A 15430-nucleotide genomic window follows, 5' to 3' on the forward strand; every position below is an offset into this window, starting at 1 on the left:
TGCCAAATCGGTCTCGCTTCCCTCTATGGAAGCGCCCCGCGCAAACGTAAAATTACGTAACGCGAGGGGGATGGCAATGAACAGGACATTGGTGGGCGCGCTGGGTGCATTGATGCTGGTGGCCGCGGGCGTATTCTGGTGGCAGGGCCACGCCGCCGTGCAGCGTAGCCAGGCCGTTGCCGCCGTCCCCACCGGCAGCCCACCATCGGGTGCGGCGGAGGACGAGAGCCTGCCAACGGCCGATGGCGATGGCCTGCAGGGCGCTGCCCTGCCGCATGCGAGCGAGGCGACGCGCGAACAACGCCGCTTCGACCGGTTCGACAAGGATCGCGATGGCCGCATCACCCGCAACGAGATGCTCGCCCCCCGCGCCAAGGATTTCCGCAAGCTCGATACCGATGGCAACAACTTGCTCAGTTTCGAGGAATGGGCGGTGAGCACCGACAACAAGTTCAAGGCCGCCGATGCCAATGGCGATAGTGCCCTGACGCGCACCGAATTTGCCACCACCAAGCAACAGGCGAAAAAGCCCGCCTGCAAGTGCCATTGATGGCTGCGCGTGATCAGCGCAGCGCGGCAAGCACCGGTTCGAGCGTATCGAGCAAAACGCTGGGGGCATCGCGCGGCGCCAGGTCTGCGCCGGTCTTCATGATTCCGGTGGTCAGGCCCAGGGCCATGGCGCCAACGCTGTTGGCCATGCGCATTTCCAGGGCCGGATCATCGCCCACCACCACCATCGACCGCGCGGCGCTGCGCGGCAGGCCCATGACATCGCGCGCCACGTCGAACGCGACGCGCGCCGGCTTGCCCAGGATACGCGCGCGCTTTCCGCTCATGGCGGTCAGCATGGCATTGATCGCAAAGCTCGATCCGATGGCGCGCCCCGTGGCCGTGGCAAAGAACGGCACGTTGCTGGCGGTAAACAACCGCGCGCCGTGCCACAGCGATTCGCACGCGGCCTCCAACGCGGCGAAATCGAATTCGCGAAACCAGCCGGTATAGACGGCGTCCACTGGACCGGCCGGCTCTGCCGGATCGATCACGTCGAGGCCCAGGGCATGCAACGGCGCGGCGCACCCGGCGTTGCCCAGTACGCGCACGCGGCGAAGGCCTTGGGCCGCAAACCACGCCGCCGCGGTGGCCGAAGGCGTCAGCATCTGATCGTCTTTCACCGGAAAGCCGGCTGCCCGCAACGACGCGGCATAGTCGGCCGGTGCCTTGGCCGTGCCATTGGTGAAGACCACGTAGGGCGTGCCGCGCGCTTTCAACGCTTCAAGCAAGGCGATCGCATGGGGCAAGGCCTTGTGCCCGCCGCTCTTGGCATCGCCCAGCGCAATGGTGCCGTCCATGTCGAAGATAAAGCCGGCGGCATCGCGCAGGCGGGCGGCATGATCGGGGGAAAGCAGGCTCACAGGCTGGCTCCGGCATGAAGGGCAAGGCGAAATCCGGGGCGCTCCACCACCAGGTTGCGCGCGTGCGGTTGCGCCGCGAGTTGGCGCAGCAGGGAAAGCAGGGGTGCAGCCTCGGGCGTGTAGGTGGCGCGCGATGGGCCGGCCGCCAGCATCGCGTCCACCTGTTCCCCCGGCATGACCGCGCGCAGCAGGAATTCCTCGTCGGGCAAGTGGTGGCCGAACTGGCGGCGCAAGTCCGCCAGGGCGGGGAACGTGGGTTCATTTTCCAGCTCGCGCGCGCGCGGACGGTCCATGATCGTGGCAAGCACGGCCGGGTCGATGGGGGAGGTCGGCTTGCCGAACTTGCCCAGGCAATAGCGGATCACCTGATCGGAAACCTGGGCATAGCGATGCGTGCCGATTACGTTGAACAGCGCCTGGCTCATGACCATCTGCGGAAACGGCGTGACCATGATCGGATAGCCCAGTTCCGCGCGCACCTGCCCGGTTTCGGCAATCACCGCGTCGAGCCGGTCGGCCAGGCCCAGTTCGGCCAACTGGCGCGCGGTGGTGGTCATCACCCCGCCGGCAATCTGGTGGCGCAGGAAACTCGCATCGAAGTTCTGCGGCGCGCCGGGCGGCAGCCCTTCGGCCAGGGCCACGCGCTGCCAGTAATGCGTCAGCCTTGCGAGCGCAGCCTTGTCGATTTCCACGCTGTGGCCGGCGTCTTCCAGGTTGGCCACCATGCGGTTGGCCTCGGGCAGCGACGAGCCGTCGCCTCCTGGCCCGACGCCCACGTGCACTGCGGCAATGCCCAGCTTGGCCGCTTCCAGGCTGGTCAGCATGCCTTGGCCGATGGTGGTGTGGGCATGGATTTCCAGTGGCTTGGCGCCGATCACGGCCTTGACCGCCGGTACCAGCGTGCGCACCCGGTCCACCGAAAGCAGCCCCCCCGGGTCCTTGATGTAGAACAGGTCGATATCCGGGCACTGCGCCAGAGCGCGGGCGAATTCGGCATAGAATGCGTCGGTGTGGATGGCCGAGAGCGTAAAGGTCAACGCAGCCATGACCTGGGCGCCGCCTTCCTGCTTCACCAGGCGCGCCGCCTCGATCACCGCGGGCACTTCATGCATCGGATCGAGCAGCACGAAGCGGCCCACGCCGTTGACCTGCAACGCGCGATAGACCAGCCGCATGAATTCCGGATCGGCCTGCTGCCAGGCGATGAAGCGCAGCCCGGTGGTGATGAACTGCAAAGGCGTGCTGGGCATGGCGGCGGCCATGCGGCGCAGGCGCTCCCACGGGTTGTTGCGGAAATAGCGGACGGCCACGGCCATGTGGCTTGATGAGGTGAAGTCGATCGCGGCAAACCCGCAGGCCTGGGTAAGCGCGGCAGCCTGCAGCATGTGCGCCGTGTGGAGGCCGGTGGCGCCCCACAGGCTCTGGTTGCCATCGCGCATGGTCACGTCGACAAGGCGGATCGCGGTCATGGGTTTGATCCTGTTGGGTTAAGGCCTTCAAGAAAGCCGGTATCGACACCGCCCGCGACAAAACGGGGATCGGCCAGGATGCGGCGGTGAAGCGGGGCGGTCGTGGGCAAACCCCCGATCGCCAGGTGGCGCAAGGCCGCGTCCATGCGCGCCACCGCCTCTGCGCGGGTGGCGCCGTGAACGATCAGCTTGCCCACCAGCGAGTCGTAGAACGGTGGCACTTCGCCGCCATTGGCAATGTGACTGTCGACGCGGATGCCCGGGCCGGCCGGCCAGGCCGCGCGGCGGACGGTGCCGGGGGAAGGGCGGAAATCGGCATCCGGATCTTCGGCGTTGATACGCACTTCGATCGCGTGGCCGTGCGGGCGCACCATGGCTTGCGTCAGCGTCAACCGATGGCCCATCGCTACGAGCAGTTGCTGCTCCACCAGATCGACGCCGGTGATCGCCTCGGTTACCGGGTGCTCGACCTGGATGCGGGCGTTAAGTTCGAGGAAATAGAACGAGAAATCATCGGCATCGACCAGGAATTCGGCCGTGCCCGCGCCGCGATAGGCAATGTGGCGCGCCAGGCGCACGGCGGCCTGCTCGATGGCGGTCCGCGCTTCCTCCGGCATCGCCGGGGCGGGGGCTTCCTCCACCAGTTTCTGGAAGCGGCGCTGGATCGAACAATCGCGCGTGCCCAGGTGGATGGCATTGGTGCCATCGCCCAGGATCTGCACTTCCACATGGCGGCCGCGCGCCACGAACCGTTCGACATAGACCGCCGGATTGCCGAACGAAGCCTGCGCCTCGGCCCGCGCCATGGCCAATGCCGCATCGAGTTGGTCGGGCGCGTCCACCCGGCGCATACCCTTGCCGCCACCGCCTGCGACCGCCTTGAGCAGCAACGGATAGCCGGTCTGCGCGGCACGGGCAGCCACGTCCTGCGCCGTTTCCGCGTCTCCGCCGGGCAGCACGGGCAGGCCGGCCGCCAGGGCCAGCGCGCGGGCGGCCAGCTTGTCGCCCATCCCTTCCAGCGTTTCCACCGCCGGGCCGACGAAGACCATGCCCGCCTGCGCCACCGCGCGGGCAAAGGCAGCGTTTTCGGACAGGAAGCCATAGCCGGGATGCACGGCGTCGCAGCACTGCGCCTTGGCCGCGGCCACCACCGTTTCGATGGCGAGGTAGCTTTGCGCCGAAGGCCCGGGGCCCAGCAGCACCGTGGCACCGGCGAGCTGCGCCGGTAGCGAGGCACTGTCCGCCTCGGATACCCCGAGCACGGTCTCGATCCCCATCTTGTGGGCCGTGCGCAGCACGCGCAAGGCGATCTCGCCGCGATTGGCGATGAACAGGCGCTTGATTGTCATGGGTTTTCGCTTTCAGCAGAGGCGCAAGAGCGGCGCACCCTTGGCCACCAGCGCGCCGTTGGCGGCCAGCACCGCCGCCACCGTGCCGGCGCGCCCGGCATGGACCGGGTTCATCAACTTCATGGTTTCGACGATGCCCACCACGGTGTCGGGCGTCACCGCATCACCCACCGCAACGAACGGCGGCGCGCCGGGCTGGGGCGCATGATAGAATGTGCCGGGCAGGGGGCTGGCCACCACGTCGGGATCGGCAGCCGCTTCAGCAGCGGTCTCATTGCTGGCGGCAGGGGCATTGCCGGCCCATTGCCATTCCTGCGTCATGCCTTCCTCCGCCCCTGCTTCGCTACCTTGCGGGCGTGACACGCGCAGGCGGAAGCGGCGGGTGGCCAGGTCCATCTCGCGATAACCCGAATGCGCCAGGATTTCGGCGATCTCGGCAACGTCCTCGGCAGTCAATGGCAGGTCTGCGGTCATGTCGGTCCCTTCGGGCGGATCAGGCCGCGCACGCGGCGGTTTGGGCCAGCAAGGCGCGGGCAGCGGCGATCACCGCATCGGAAAAGGCTTCGTCGTTGAAATGGGCGTCCACCACGTTCACCGGCACGTGCGCAGGCATCACCTCGCGCAGGTATTGCGCAAAGGGCGGCGGCACCGACGGGTCCATGATATGGCCGGCCGGGCTGTCATGGCTGGAAAAGCCGTGCAGCGGCGTGATCACCTGAACCGGCCCCTGGGCCGCGCGTACGTTGGCGGCCAGGTGATCGGCCAGCACCTTAAGGTCGTCCAGCGTGGTGCGCACGGCGGTAAGCTGCGGGTTGTGTTCGTGATAGCGGCGGCCCGGGAACTGGGTGCGTGCCACGTCGATCGGCCCGGCGATGATGAAATCGGCGTTGCCGGGCGCCAGGATCGTGGGGATGCCACGCGCCAGCGCCGCCCGCCCACGATCGGGCCCACTATCGGCCAGGCCGCCCATCAGGTGATCGAGAATCTCGGTCTGCGAGAGATCGAGCACCAGCGCCACGTCCTTGGCCTGGGCCAGTCCGTCGAGCGTCGGCCCGCCCGCGCCGGACGAATGGAACACCATGACTTCGCAGCCATCGCTTTCCAGCGCCTGGCGGATGCGGCGGACCGAGGCCTCGGTCGTACCCAGCGTGGTGATCAGCACCAACGGCTTTTCGGCCGGGGCATCGCGATCGAAACCCAGTGCCATGCCCGCCACGGCGCGGGCCGCGTTGCGAAACACATCGCGGCTGATGGTGTTGAGGCCGGAAATATCGGTCACCGCGTTCATCATCGCGATGTCCTTGATGCCCATGTACGGCTTGGTGAAGCCCGAGGCCATGGTCGAGACGATCAGCTTGGGCAGCCCATAGGGAAAGCTCTGCATCAGGGCACCGGCCAGGGCCGAACCCATCGAGCCGCCGATGGCCAGGATGCCCGAGATCGGCTCGCGCGCGTCCCAGGCATGGGCCGCGGCGATGGCCCCCTTGATCATCGCGGCCTGGCATTTCCCCTCATGCCCCAGCGCGCGCACGTCCTCGATCGTCAGGCCGGCCGCCTGCGCCACGTCTTCCGGGCTGATTTCCGCCCCGCCCACGGTGCGCCGCACGCTGGGATCGAGATGCACCACCCGCACGCCGGCCGATTCTAGCGCGGCACGGGTAAAGCGGGCCTCTTCCTCCTTGGTATCCTGCGTGATCACGAGCAGCACGCTGGGCGCCTTGGCTCCCTGGCTTTGGTTCATGGTCGTTTTCCTCTCCCTCGCCATGATGTTGCGCCAACGGATTTGACTTTGCCACTGGCTGCGCCATTCTTCCGTTTCACAAGATGAAACCATAACGAGCCGCGCATGCGGCCGGGGGACGGGATGCAGGATCGGAAGGTAAAGACCGTCCGCGCGCTGGAGCGTGGACTCGATGTCTTGCTACAGGTGCAGGCGCGTCGCGCGGCCAGCCTGCATGAAATGCACATGGCGCTTGGCCTGCCCAAGGCCACCTTGCTGCGCATGCTGCAAACACTCGGGCAGAAAGGGTTGATCTGGCAACGGCTTGCCGACGGCGCCTATCTGCCGCACGTGGACGCGCGGGCGCGCTCGCAGGCACTGACGCTAGAGCATGTGGCCGAAGTCGCCTCACCCTGGCTCAAGGCCTTGTCCACGCGGGTGTCGTGGCCCTCGGTGCTGGCCATGCCGCGGCTTGATCACATGGAGATCGTCGAAACCAACAGCCCGCTGTTCCGCCTCGATTCGGCCACGCTCGGCCCGGTGGGGGTGAAGCTCTCGTATATCCACACCGCCACCGGCCGCGCCTATCTTGCCGCTTGCCGCGAGGAAGAGCGCGAGGCGATCATCGCCCGCCTGCGCCCGCGCCATCCGCAAGAGGGCAGCGAGGCGGATCTGCGCACGATTCTCGCCGAAACCCGCGCACGCGGCTATGCCACGCGCGAGCCGCTGCATCCCTGGCCCGACCGGTCGCGGCAATTGGTCCTGCGCGACGGGCGCCGGTCGATGGCCGTGCCGATCCTGCTCGACGGCGTGCCCGTGGCCTCGATCAACATCACCTGGCCAGCCAAGCGCGGGACCGACGATGCCGTGATGCTGCGCCACTTGGGCGCGCTCAAACACACCGCGCGCGAGATCGCCATGGCGATCGAACGGGCTGCTCTCGCCGCAGAAGGGCGTGCGCCCGCTGGCGCCGTAATCGCCCGTTTTGCCGGCGCGGCGGTGGAAAGCGTTTCACCCAGTGAAAATAGTTAGTGTAGCTGATTAATTTGCGCGACGGCTGTGTCATGATCGGCAACAAGGCGTAAGAACATACCAGATGCCTTGGGGGAGATGGACGGCTGTATGCGGCAATGGCTTATTCGCAAGGGCGCGCAATCGCTTGACGACATGGCTTTGGCCCAGGTGCCACAGCCACGGCCCGGCCCCGGCGAAGTGGCAGTGCGGGTTCACGCCTGTTCGCTCAACTATCGCGATCAATTGATCCCGCTCGGGCACTATTTCGGTGGCGCTGTCGATCGGGATACCGTGCCGCTGTCCGACGGCGCGGGAGAGATCGTCGCGCTGGGCGAGGGGGTGGCGGGCCTGGCCGAAGGCGATCGCGTCGCCGGCCTGTTTTTCCAGAATTGGCAGGACGGGCCGCCCAATCCCGGCGCCGGCCCGGCCCTGGGGGCGCCGCCTGCGACCGGCATGTTGCAGGACGTGGTGATCCTGCCGGCGCATGGCGTGGTCAAGCAAGCACAAAGCCTGTCGTATGACGAAGCCGCCTGCCTGCCTTGTGCCGGCGTGACCGCGTGGAACGCACTGATGGAAGGGCCGCGTCCGGTCGGGCCGGGGCGATCGGTGCTGGTGCTGGGCACGGGCGGCGTGTCGCTGCTCGCCGCGCAGATTGCGCTGGCTGCCGGCGCGCGCGTGATCGCCACGTCGTCCTCCGATGAAAAGCTGGAGCGCGTGCGCGCCTTGGGCGTGCACGAAACGATCAACTACAAGACGATCCCGGATTGGGGCGCCCGGGCGGCCGAGCTGGCCGGGGGCGGCGTCGATCACGTGGTCGAGGTGGGCGGCGCGGGCACACTGGCGCAAAGCATCCAGGCGGTGGCCTTTGGCGGCGAAATCGCGCTGATCGGGGTGCTGACGCGCAGCGGTGACACCAGCCCGCACGGACTGATGATCAAGGGCGCGACGTTGCGGGGGATTTTCGTGGGGTCTGCCGCCATGGCGCAGCGGTTGCATGCGTTTGTCGATGCGCACGGGATCAAGCCGGTGATCGACCGGCGCTTTGCCATGGAAGAGGCCCAGGACGCCTGGCGTTATCAAGCCTCGGCAGGATTGTTCGGCAAGGTCGTCATCACGCTGTGATGGGCGGTTTGCTGCAAGACGCGTGACACGGCCCGCCAGCGGCCGGCACGCACGAAGGGAAGAGGATGTCGCGGGGCAGGGCCCGGCGCCGGGTGTTCGGCGACGTCCCTGCACGCGCAAGGGAAAGGACAACGTGCCTTGGACAAGGTAACGCCAGCCGCCACGCGCCCAGCCATGCTGGGCTATGGCCAGCCGATCGGGGGGATCTGCCAGACGGCGTTCGTGGTGCGCGATATCAACGCGGCCATCGATCACTTCATTCGCGATTGTGGGGCGGGGCCGTTTTTCCTGCTCCCTCATTTCCTGACAGAGGGCCAGATCTATCGCGGCACGCCTTCAAATGCCGACGTGGCGATCGCCATGGGCTTTGCCGGGCACATGCAGATCGAACTGATCCAGCCGCTCGACGATCACCCCTCCGTCTACCGTGAAACGGTGGAGGCGCGCGGCTATGGGTTTCATCATGTCGGGATTGCCTGCCTCGACGTGGATGCCGTGCTGCCGGGCTATCTGGCGCGCGGCTACACCCTGGCTTTCCGCGCCCCGGTGCCAACCGGCGGCGCGGTGGCCTACCTGGAAGGCGGCCACGATGCGGCCCCTGGTTTTGTCGAACTGATCCCGGCCACCGCCGGCATGGACAGCCACTTCACCGCCATGTGGCGCGCGGCCTGCGATTGGGACGGCCGCGATCCCGTAAGGCCGTTCCTGTGAGCCCGGCCCCCTTGGCGGGCAAGGCCCGCGCCGGCAGCGGCTATCAGGTATGGGTTACCGGGCTTCTCAGCCTCAACTTCGGTATCCTGTTCTTCGATCGCAACGCGCTCAACTTTCTCATGCCCTTCGTGCAGCCCGACCTGGGGCTGACCAACACGCAAGTGGGCCTGTTTTCCTCCGCGCTGTCGCTCACCTGGGCGCTGTCGGGCTTTGTCGTCGGCCGTGTGTCAGACCGGCTGGGCGCGCAAAAAGCGGTGGTCGTGGTGGCGACCCTGGCCTTCTGCCTGTGCTCGGTGGTGTCAGGCTTTGCCACGTCGTTCCTCATGCTGCTGGGCGCGCGTTTGCTGATGGGCGCGGCCGAAGGCGGGGTGATGCCGGTCAGCCACGCGATGATCGTGGGCGAAGTGGCGCCAGAGCGGCGCGGCCTGGCCATGGGCGTGGCGCAGAACCTGGGATCGAATCTGCTGGGATCGGGCCTTGCCCCGATCCTGCTCGTCCCTCTGGCGGTGGCCTATGGCTGGCGCGAAGGGTTCTATCTGGCTGCGGCGCCGGGCGTGATCACCGCCGCGTTGATCTGGTTCACCCTGCGCGAACCACCTGTGGTGCACCATGATGGCGATGCGCCGCGCGTCACGCTGCGCCAGGCCTTTGGCCACCGCAACGTGGTGCTTTGCGCGCTGATCGCGATCCTGCTGGTGTCGTACCTGGTGGTGTGCTGGGCGTTCATGCCGCTGTTCCTGACCAAGGGGCGTGGCTTTGATCCGGGCACGATGGGCTGGCTGATGGCCACGCTCGGCATTTCTGCCGGGATCGGCAGCTTCGCCGTGCCCGCGCTGTCCGATGCGATCGGGCGCCGCCCGGTGATGATCGGGTTCTCGTTCCTCGGTGCGATCCTGCCGCTCGGCGCGATCCATTATGGCGGATCGGCCTGGGTGCTGGGCGCGATCTTCTTCTTCGGCTGGGCGCTGAATGGCCTGTTCCCGATGTTCATGGCCACGATTCCCGCCGAAAGCGTCGATCCCCGCCTTACCGCCACGCTCACCGGCGTGGTCATGGGCATCGGTGAAGTGCTGGGCGGCGTGCTCAGCCCGTTCCTCGCCGGGGCGCTGGCCGATGCCTATGGCCTGGCCGCGCCGGTCTGGCTGATGCTGGGGTTGTGCCTGCTGGCCGGAATTCTTGCGCTGGGCCTGAAGGAAAGCGCACCGCGCGTGGTGGCCCGGCGCGCCAATCGTGCCTTCCCCGCTCCCGCGGCGGAGATCGGCCTGCGGACCTGAAGTTTCGTTTTCGTTGGGGGAGTTCACGCTGATGAATGTCGTGCAACGCTACGCCACCGATGCCATCGCGCCCGACCAGCGCCTGGCCTATTGGAACGACTTGGTCGATCGGATCTACACCGGCACTTACGTGAACACGCAAGGGCGCGATTTCACGGGCGAAATGTGGTCGTGGACGGTGGGTGACCTGGCCATGATCCGGCCCCGCTCCACCGCCTCGTTCGTGGGGCGCCAGGGGCACGATGCTGCGCAGGAGCGGCTCATCCTGCACCTGCAATGCCGGGGGCGCAGCCTGCATCGCCAGGGCCGGGCCGAAAGCTTGCTGGAAGCGGGCGATTTCGTGATCGGATCGCCGCACCAGGCCTATACGCTCGATCTTTCCGCGCACGAACTGCTGGTCGTGGAATTCCCGCGCGCGCCGCTGGCCGAGCGGGTGCCGGGGCTGGACGACATGCTCAGCCGCCGCCTGTGCGGGGCAAGCCCGGGGGGCGGGTGTTCCACGATTTCCTGCGCTCGCTGTGGCACCAGGGGGACCAGAGCGGACAGGACCCGCAATGGCAGCAGGGCGTGAGCGGTGTGTTCTTCGATCTGGTCGCCCTGGCCATGCGCGGCGCCACGCGGCCCGAAGAACGGGTGACCGATCATGCGCTGCGCGACAAGGTCTTGGCCCTGGTCGACGCGCATCTGGGCGATCCGGCGCTGCGCACGCTGACCCTGGCGGATGCCTGCCACACGTCCGTCCGCACGATCCAGAACCTGTTTGCCACGATGGGCACCACGCCCAGCGCCTATATCCTGGAACGCCGCCTGGTCCGCGCGGCCGAGCGCATCACCGGCAACCCTGCCGCCAGCATTACCGAAGTCGCATTCGAGATGGGCTTTAACGACAGCGCCTATTTCGCCCGCTGCTTCCGCCAGCGCTTTGGCGTGGCGCCGCGCGCATGGCGCACGCGCAACTGACATCTTTTTCGGGGCGCTTTGCGCGAGAATCCTGATCGGATTGCGCGCCAATGCAAGCGCGGGCGGCCCTGAAAGCCTAGCATCGACCACAGCGGAACAGGTGTCAGGGGCACTTGTGACAAACCGCACCAAAAAAGGGAGAGAGTCCATGAAGTTCGCACCGGTATCGGTGGGCGCGCTGGCCATTGCGCTGGCCAGCCCGGCGATGGCGCAACAAGCGCCGCAGGCCAACGCCGCAGCCCAGGGGGAGGCTCAGGCCAGCGGCAACGGCGGCATCCAGGAAATCGTGGTGACCGCGCAGAAGCGCGCGGAAAACGTCCAGGACGTGCCGATCGCGATCAGCGCCTTCACCGCGTCTGCACTGCAAGAACGCGCGGTGACCAGCGTGTCTTCGCTGTCGAACATTGCGCCGAACGTGACGCTGGACGCTGGCACGCCGTTTTCGGGTTCGAGCCAGGTGCTGGCCGCCTATATCCGCGGTATCGGCGCCAATGATTTTGCCTTCAACATCGATCCGGGCGTGGGCATCTATCTCGACGGGGTCTATCTGGCCCGCTCGGTGGGGGCCAACCAGGACCTGCCCGACGTTGATCGCGTCGAAGTGCTCAAGGGCCCGCAAGGCACGCTGTTTGGCCGCAACACCATCGGCGGCGCTATCTCGATCGTCACGCACGATCCGGGCGACAGCTTCCGTTTCGTCGGGTCGGCGATGACCGGCAGCTACAGCCTGTTCAGCGCCAAGGGCACGGTCGACATGCCGCTGGCCGACAAGCTGTCCTCGTCGGTCAGCTTTGCGATCACCAAGCGCGATGGCTACCTGCACCGCATTCCCTATCCCGGCGCCAGCAACTATGCCTTCGATCCGATCACCTCGCTCAAGGCGGCCGGCTATGGCAACCAGGGTTATGGCACCGAAGGCGGTGACAACACCTGGAACCTGCGTGGCAAGATCCGCTACAACGGCGTCGGTTTCAAGGCGACGCTGACCGGCGACTACAGCAAGACCGATACCTCGCAGATCGCCAACAAGGTGATCACCACGTTCCCGGCGGTCTTTGCCGGCACTTATAACTGCGCGATCGCCGGCAATCCCACCGTCACCGTGGGCGGGGTGAGCGGCGCGTGCGACAGCTTCATCGGTGGGCCACCCTCGGCGGCATTCCTCTATCGCCGCGGCGGGCTCAACTCGATCCTCGATCTGCCGGCGATCTATGGCGTCAATGCCGACAACAATCCCGACAACAACCGGCTGCCCTATGACAACCGGTTCGTGACCAACAACATCGACACCTCTTATGCCAACGGCAACAACTTCAACAAGTTGAAGCAGGGCGGCGCGGCGCTGACGCTCGATTTCGATCTGTCCGACACGGCCTCGATCAAGTCCATCACGGCCTATCGCGAACTGCACTGGGTGGTCGGGATGGATCTCGACAACTCGCCGCTCAACTTCCTCCACACCAGCTTCTCGATGAACCAGAAGCAGTTCAGCCAGGAGCTGCAGCTCACCGGCACGGCGATGGAGAAGAAGCTCAAGTACGTGCTGGGCGCCTATTACTTCCGCGAAAGCGGCGACCTGCACGACTATGTGACCTTTGCCGAAGGGCTGCTTCAGGTTGACGGGCCCAACACCCTCGCCACCAAGAACTATGCGTTCTACGGCCAGGTGGACTATGCCCTGTCAGACCTGCTGGCCTTCACGGTGGGTGGCCGCTACACCCACGAAGACAAGGAGTTCGAAGGGTTCCAGTCCGACGCCAACGGCCTGAACTACAAGCTGGCCAACTATTTCGGCGATCCCAACTGCGCTTCGCTCAATCCGATCAGCGATGCCTGCCGGGTGGACAACGGCTTCCCCAACGCCGGTCAGCCGCTGCGCTATTACGTGGCGGGCGTGCAGCACAAGAAGTTCTCCAACTTCTCGCCCAAGATCGGCGTGCAGCTTCACCCGAACGACGACGTGATGATCTACGCCAGCTGGTCCAAGGGCTACAAGACCGGCGGCTGGACCACCCGCCTGTCCAACCCGCTGCCCTATGCCCCCGGCTTTGGCGAGGAAAAGGCCACGACCTGGGAAGCCGGGCTCAAGTCCGAACTGCTCGATCGCCATCTCCAGATCAACGGCGCGGTGTTCCTCACCGATTACAAGGGCATCCAGCTCAACTTCCAGCAGGGCGTTTCTCCCACCATCCAGAACGCGGGCGATGCGCGGATCAAGGGCTTTGAAGTGGAAGTGGTGGCAGCGCCCGCGCGCGGGCTCACCGTCACGGGCTCGCTGGGCTTTACCGATGCCAAGTACACCAGCGTCGATGGTCCCGCACAGGTGGCGGCTTCCACGCTCCAGGCTGGCGTGCGCGAAGGGGTGACCCTGCCCAAGACGCCCAAGTGGAAGTTCAACGTCTCGCCCCGCTACCAGGCTGACCTGGGCAGCCACGGGACGGTGGTGTTCCTGGCCGACGTCACGTTCACCAGCACGATGAAGAACGATACCGAAGGCACGTTCCTGCTCGATCGTCCCAGCACCACGGTGGTCAACGGCTCGGTCACCTATCGTGCGCCCGGCGGTGTGTGGGAACTGACGGCCGGTGGCACCAACCTCACCAATGAGCGCTATCTTACTACCGGCCAGGCGCAGCTTGCCGGCGGCCAGATCTACGGCACCTACAGCCGCCCGGCCGAATGGTATGCCCGCGTTGGCGTGAAGTTCTGATCTTTCGCACCGGGCGGCCACCCCTGGCCGCCCGGTGTACCCCCTGGAGAGCGACGATGCCCGAAGCCGCACACACCGAATTCTGGAAAGACATCAAGCCGGTGGAGAAAGTCTTCCGCGATGGTGGCTTGCCCGAAGTCTACCTGCCCAAGATCGCCGAGGGCGACGAACGCTATTGGGTGCCGATCAGCGAAACCGTGTTTTCCAAGCCGGTGTGGATCAGCCCGGCCAAGAACATGTGGGCCGACGTGCTGATGAGCAAGCAGGCCGGCCTGGTCAACCGCCACTATCACCCCCACCCGATCTGGGCCTACACGATCAGCGGGAAATGGGCCTATCTCGAACATTCCTGGACCGCCACGGCCGGTGATTTCGTCTACGAGACGCCTGGCGAGAGCCACACCCTGGTCTGCTATGAACACGAAGACCCGATGAAAGTGTTCTTCGTGGTTTCCGGCCCGCTGATGTGGCTGGACGAGGCGGGCAACACCATCGGCCACTATGACGTGTTCGACTATATCGCCGCCGCCCGTGCGCATTATGCCGCCGTCGGCATCGGCGCCGATTACGTCGACACCCTGATCCGCTAAGCCAACGGAGCCCTCCATGACCGTTATGACAGCCCCTCCGTCCGACAAGGCGGCCATCGTTGATGTGAAATTCCCGCACAAGGCACTGGTCGAGCGGCTCAGCCCCGGCGGCCGCTATATCGACGCGGCCACCGATGTAGACAGCCCCTGGGTGCCGTTCGGCGACAATGCCGCGATCAAGCACCTGGCGTTCGATGTGCGGCAGAACCTGTTTTCCAACATCCTGTGGGTCAAGGCGCCGGGCGTGATCGGCACGCATTTCCATCGCGGCACGATCACGATGGTCTGCCTCGAAGGATCGGTTCGCTATCTGGAGTATGACTGGGTGGCAACGCCGGGCGGGCTGATCCTGGAAACGCCGGGTGAAAGCCACACGCTGGTCACCGACCACCCGCAGGGGTGCAAGCTGTTCGGCTGGATGCAGGGCCCGATCGATTTCTACGACGCGGACGCCAACCTGGTCGATACCACAGACGTGTGGTGGTTCATCAACCACTACGAAACGCATTGTCGGGCCCACGGCATCCCGATCAACCCCAAGCTCTATCTGTAAGGCGCCCACCATGGCATCGATGAAAGCACCGCCGTCTTCGGCCTATGAAATCGTCCAGGTTCCCGAGCTTTACGGCGACCTGATCCGCGCACGCGGCGTGGAAGGGACTTATATCGGCGCCAGCGAAGCGGAAAGCCCGTGGGTGCCGTTCGGCGACAACGCGGCAATCCGCCACTTGGCGTTCGACGTGCGCGAGAACGTCTACGTCAACATCCTGTGGATCAAGGGGCCGGGTGTGATCGGCACGCACAAGCACCGTGGCCGCGTCTGGGCGATCGGGCTGGAAGGCTCGTTCCGCTACCTGGAATACGATTGGGTCTGCCGGCCCGGTGAATTCATCACCGAAACGCCTGGCACGGCCCACACCCTCGTGACCGACGATCCCAACGGCATGAAAGCGCTGTTCCACATGCAGGGCGCCAACGAATTCTTCGACGCCCAAGGCAACCACGTAGAAACGCTGGATGTCTGGTGGTTCATGAACCACTATGAAAGCTACTGCCGGGAACACGGCATTGCCATCAACAAGCAGCTCTACCTCTGATT

At 65.9% G+C, this 15430-nt stretch carries 16 protein-coding genes; 11 read left to right on the forward strand and 5 right to left on the reverse strand.

Annotated elements, in window-relative coordinates:
- The first annotated feature begins 76 nt into the window (after nucleotides 1-76).
- Nucleotides 77-550, forward strand: a complete 474-nt coding sequence (locus tag R9J51_RS13435; protein WP_168554913.1) for a hypothetical protein — start codon at nucleotides 77-79, stop codon at nucleotides 548-550.
- 13 nt (nucleotides 551-563) lie between these two features.
- On the opposite strand, the gene R9J51_RS13440 is transcribed toward R9J51_RS13435, so the two are convergent.
- The 5 genes from R9J51_RS13440 to R9J51_RS13460 are packed head-to-tail and all read right to left on the reverse strand — an operon-like array spanning nucleotide 564 to nucleotide 5971.
- Nucleotides 564-1412, reverse strand: a complete 849-nt coding sequence (locus R9J51_RS13440) for an HAD-IIA family hydrolase (RefSeq protein ID WP_432787466.1) — start codon at nucleotides 1410-1412, stop codon at nucleotides 564-566.
- Nucleotides 1409-2881: a biotin carboxyl carrier protein gene (locus tag R9J51_RS13445; RefSeq protein ID WP_179504727.1), complete on the reverse strand. Its 1473-nt coding sequence runs from the start codon at nucleotides 2879-2881 to the stop codon at nucleotides 1409-1411. Before R9J51_RS13445 ends, R9J51_RS13440 begins: the two co-directional genes overlap by 4 nt.
- On the reverse strand, nucleotides 2878-4230 hold the full coding sequence (locus R9J51_RS13450; protein ID WP_179504728.1) for a biotin carboxylase N-terminal domain-containing protein: 1353 nt from the start codon (nucleotides 4228-4230) through the stop codon (nucleotides 2878-2880). Before R9J51_RS13450 ends, R9J51_RS13445 begins: the two co-directional genes overlap by 4 nt.
- Before the next feature lie 12 nt (nucleotides 4231-4242).
- A complete protein-coding gene (locus R9J51_RS13455; RefSeq protein ID WP_218843473.1) occupies nucleotides 4243-4704 on the reverse strand; it encodes a biotin/lipoyl-containing protein in 462 nt (153 codons plus the stop codon).
- A 19-nt stretch (nucleotides 4705-4723) separates the two neighbouring features.
- Entirely contained in the window at nucleotides 4724-5971 is a 1248-nt protein-coding gene (locus tag R9J51_RS13460; RefSeq protein ID WP_169474442.1) for a Tm-1-like ATP-binding domain-containing protein, read from the reverse strand.
- A 123-nt stretch (nucleotides 5972-6094) separates the two neighbouring features.
- Here R9J51_RS13460 and R9J51_RS13465 point away from each other — a divergent pair, with 123 nt between their 5' ends.
- The 10 genes from R9J51_RS13465 to R9J51_RS13510 all read left to right on the forward strand — a co-directional run bounded on the left by R9J51_RS13465 (nucleotide 6095) and on the right by R9J51_RS13510 (nucleotide 15428).
- Nucleotides 6095-6982 carry an IclR family transcriptional regulator domain-containing protein gene (locus R9J51_RS13465; protein WP_168554916.1) on the forward strand — a complete coding sequence of 296 codons (888 nt, stop codon included), beginning with the start codon at nucleotides 6095-6097 and terminating at the stop codon, nucleotides 6980-6982.
- Nucleotides 6983-7072: 90 nt separating this feature from the next.
- Nucleotides 7073-8086: a zinc-dependent alcohol dehydrogenase family protein gene (locus R9J51_RS13470; protein WP_179504729.1), complete on the forward strand. Its 1014-nt coding sequence runs from the start codon at nucleotides 7073-7075 to the stop codon at nucleotides 8084-8086.
- Nucleotides 8087-8224: 138 nt separating this feature from the next.
- A complete protein-coding gene (locus tag R9J51_RS13475; protein ID WP_246865908.1) occupies nucleotides 8225-8797 on the forward strand; it encodes a VOC family protein in 573 nt (190 codons plus the stop codon).
- Nucleotides 8794-10071, forward strand: a complete 1278-nt coding sequence (locus R9J51_RS13480) for an MFS transporter (protein WP_179504730.1) — start codon at nucleotides 8794-8796, stop codon at nucleotides 10069-10071. Before R9J51_RS13475 ends, R9J51_RS13480 begins: the two co-directional genes overlap by 4 nt.
- Nucleotides 10072-10102: 31 nt before the next feature.
- Nucleotides 10103-10642 (forward strand): hypothetical protein, encoded by a 540-nt coding sequence (locus tag R9J51_RS13485; protein WP_432787468.1) that lies wholly within the window; start codon nucleotides 10103-10105, stop codon nucleotides 10640-10642.
- Entirely contained in the window at nucleotides 10639-11031 is a 393-nt protein-coding gene (locus R9J51_RS13490) for a helix-turn-helix transcriptional regulator (protein ID WP_432787469.1), read from the forward strand. The genes R9J51_RS13485 and R9J51_RS13490 overlap by 4 nt, the downstream gene beginning before the upstream one ends.
- Nucleotides 11032-11179: 148 nt before the next feature.
- Complete coding sequence (locus R9J51_RS13495) at nucleotides 11180-13741, forward strand: TonB-dependent receptor (RefSeq protein ID WP_168554920.1); 2562 nt, start codon at nucleotides 11180-11182, stop codon at nucleotides 13739-13741.
- 56 nt (nucleotides 13742-13797) lie between these two features.
- Complete coding sequence (locus R9J51_RS13500) at nucleotides 13798-14331, forward strand: 2,4'-dihydroxyacetophenone dioxygenase family protein (RefSeq protein WP_168554921.1); 534 nt, start codon at nucleotides 13798-13800, stop codon at nucleotides 14329-14331.
- A gap of 16 nt (nucleotides 14332-14347) precedes the next feature.
- On the forward strand, nucleotides 14348-14884 hold the full coding sequence (locus R9J51_RS13505; protein WP_168554922.1) for a 2,4'-dihydroxyacetophenone dioxygenase family protein: 537 nt from the start codon (nucleotides 14348-14350) through the stop codon (nucleotides 14882-14884).
- A gap of 10 nt (nucleotides 14885-14894) precedes the next feature.
- Nucleotides 14895-15428 carry a 2,4'-dihydroxyacetophenone dioxygenase family protein gene (locus R9J51_RS13510; protein WP_168554923.1) on the forward strand — a complete coding sequence of 178 codons (534 nt, stop codon included), beginning with the start codon at nucleotides 14895-14897 and terminating at the stop codon, nucleotides 15426-15428.
- The last annotated feature ends 2 nt before the right edge of the window (nucleotides 15429-15430 follow it).

Source organism: Novosphingobium rhizosphaerae (assembly GCF_050920675.1).
Lineage (GTDB): Bacteria > Pseudomonadota > Alphaproteobacteria > Sphingomonadales > Sphingomonadaceae > Novosphingobium > Novosphingobium rhizosphaerae.

Coding starts and splice junctions, on each gene's coding strand:
- R9J51_RS13435 (WP_168554913.1), top strand. CDS start 77: ATGAACAGGACATTGGTGGGCGCGCTGGGTGCATTGATGCTGGTGGCC.
- R9J51_RS13445 (WP_179504727.1), bottom strand. CDS start 2,881: ATGACCGCGATCCGCCTTGTCGACGTGACCATGCGCGATGGCAACCAG.
- R9J51_RS13450 (WP_179504728.1), bottom strand. CDS start 4,230: ATGACAATCAAGCGCCTGTTCATCGCCAATCGCGGCGAGATCGCCTTG.
- R9J51_RS13455 (WP_218843473.1), bottom strand. CDS start 4,704: ATGACCGCAGACCTGCCATTGACTGCCGAGGACGTTGCCGAGATCGCC.
- R9J51_RS13460 (WP_169474442.1), bottom strand. CDS start 5,971: ATGAACCAAAGCCAGGGAGCCAAGGCGCCCAGCGTGCTGCTCGTGATC.
- R9J51_RS13465 (WP_168554916.1), top strand. CDS start 6,095: ATGCAGGATCGGAAGGTAAAGACCGTCCGCGCGCTGGAGCGTGGACTC.
- R9J51_RS13470 (WP_179504729.1), top strand. CDS start 7,073: ATGCGGCAATGGCTTATTCGCAAGGGCGCGCAATCGCTTGACGACATG.
- R9J51_RS13485 (WP_432787468.1), top strand. CDS start 10,103: ATGAATGTCGTGCAACGCTACGCCACCGATGCCATCGCGCCCGACCAG.
- R9J51_RS13495 (WP_168554920.1), top strand. CDS start 11,180: ATGAAGTTCGCACCGGTATCGGTGGGCGCGCTGGCCATTGCGCTGGCC.
- R9J51_RS13500 (WP_168554921.1), top strand. CDS start 13,798: ATGCCCGAAGCCGCACACACCGAATTCTGGAAAGACATCAAGCCGGTG.
- R9J51_RS13505 (WP_168554922.1), top strand. CDS start 14,348: ATGACCGTTATGACAGCCCCTCCGTCCGACAAGGCGGCCATCGTTGAT.
- R9J51_RS13510 (WP_168554923.1), top strand. CDS start 14,895: ATGGCATCGATGAAAGCACCGCCGTCTTCGGCCTATGAAATCGTCCAG.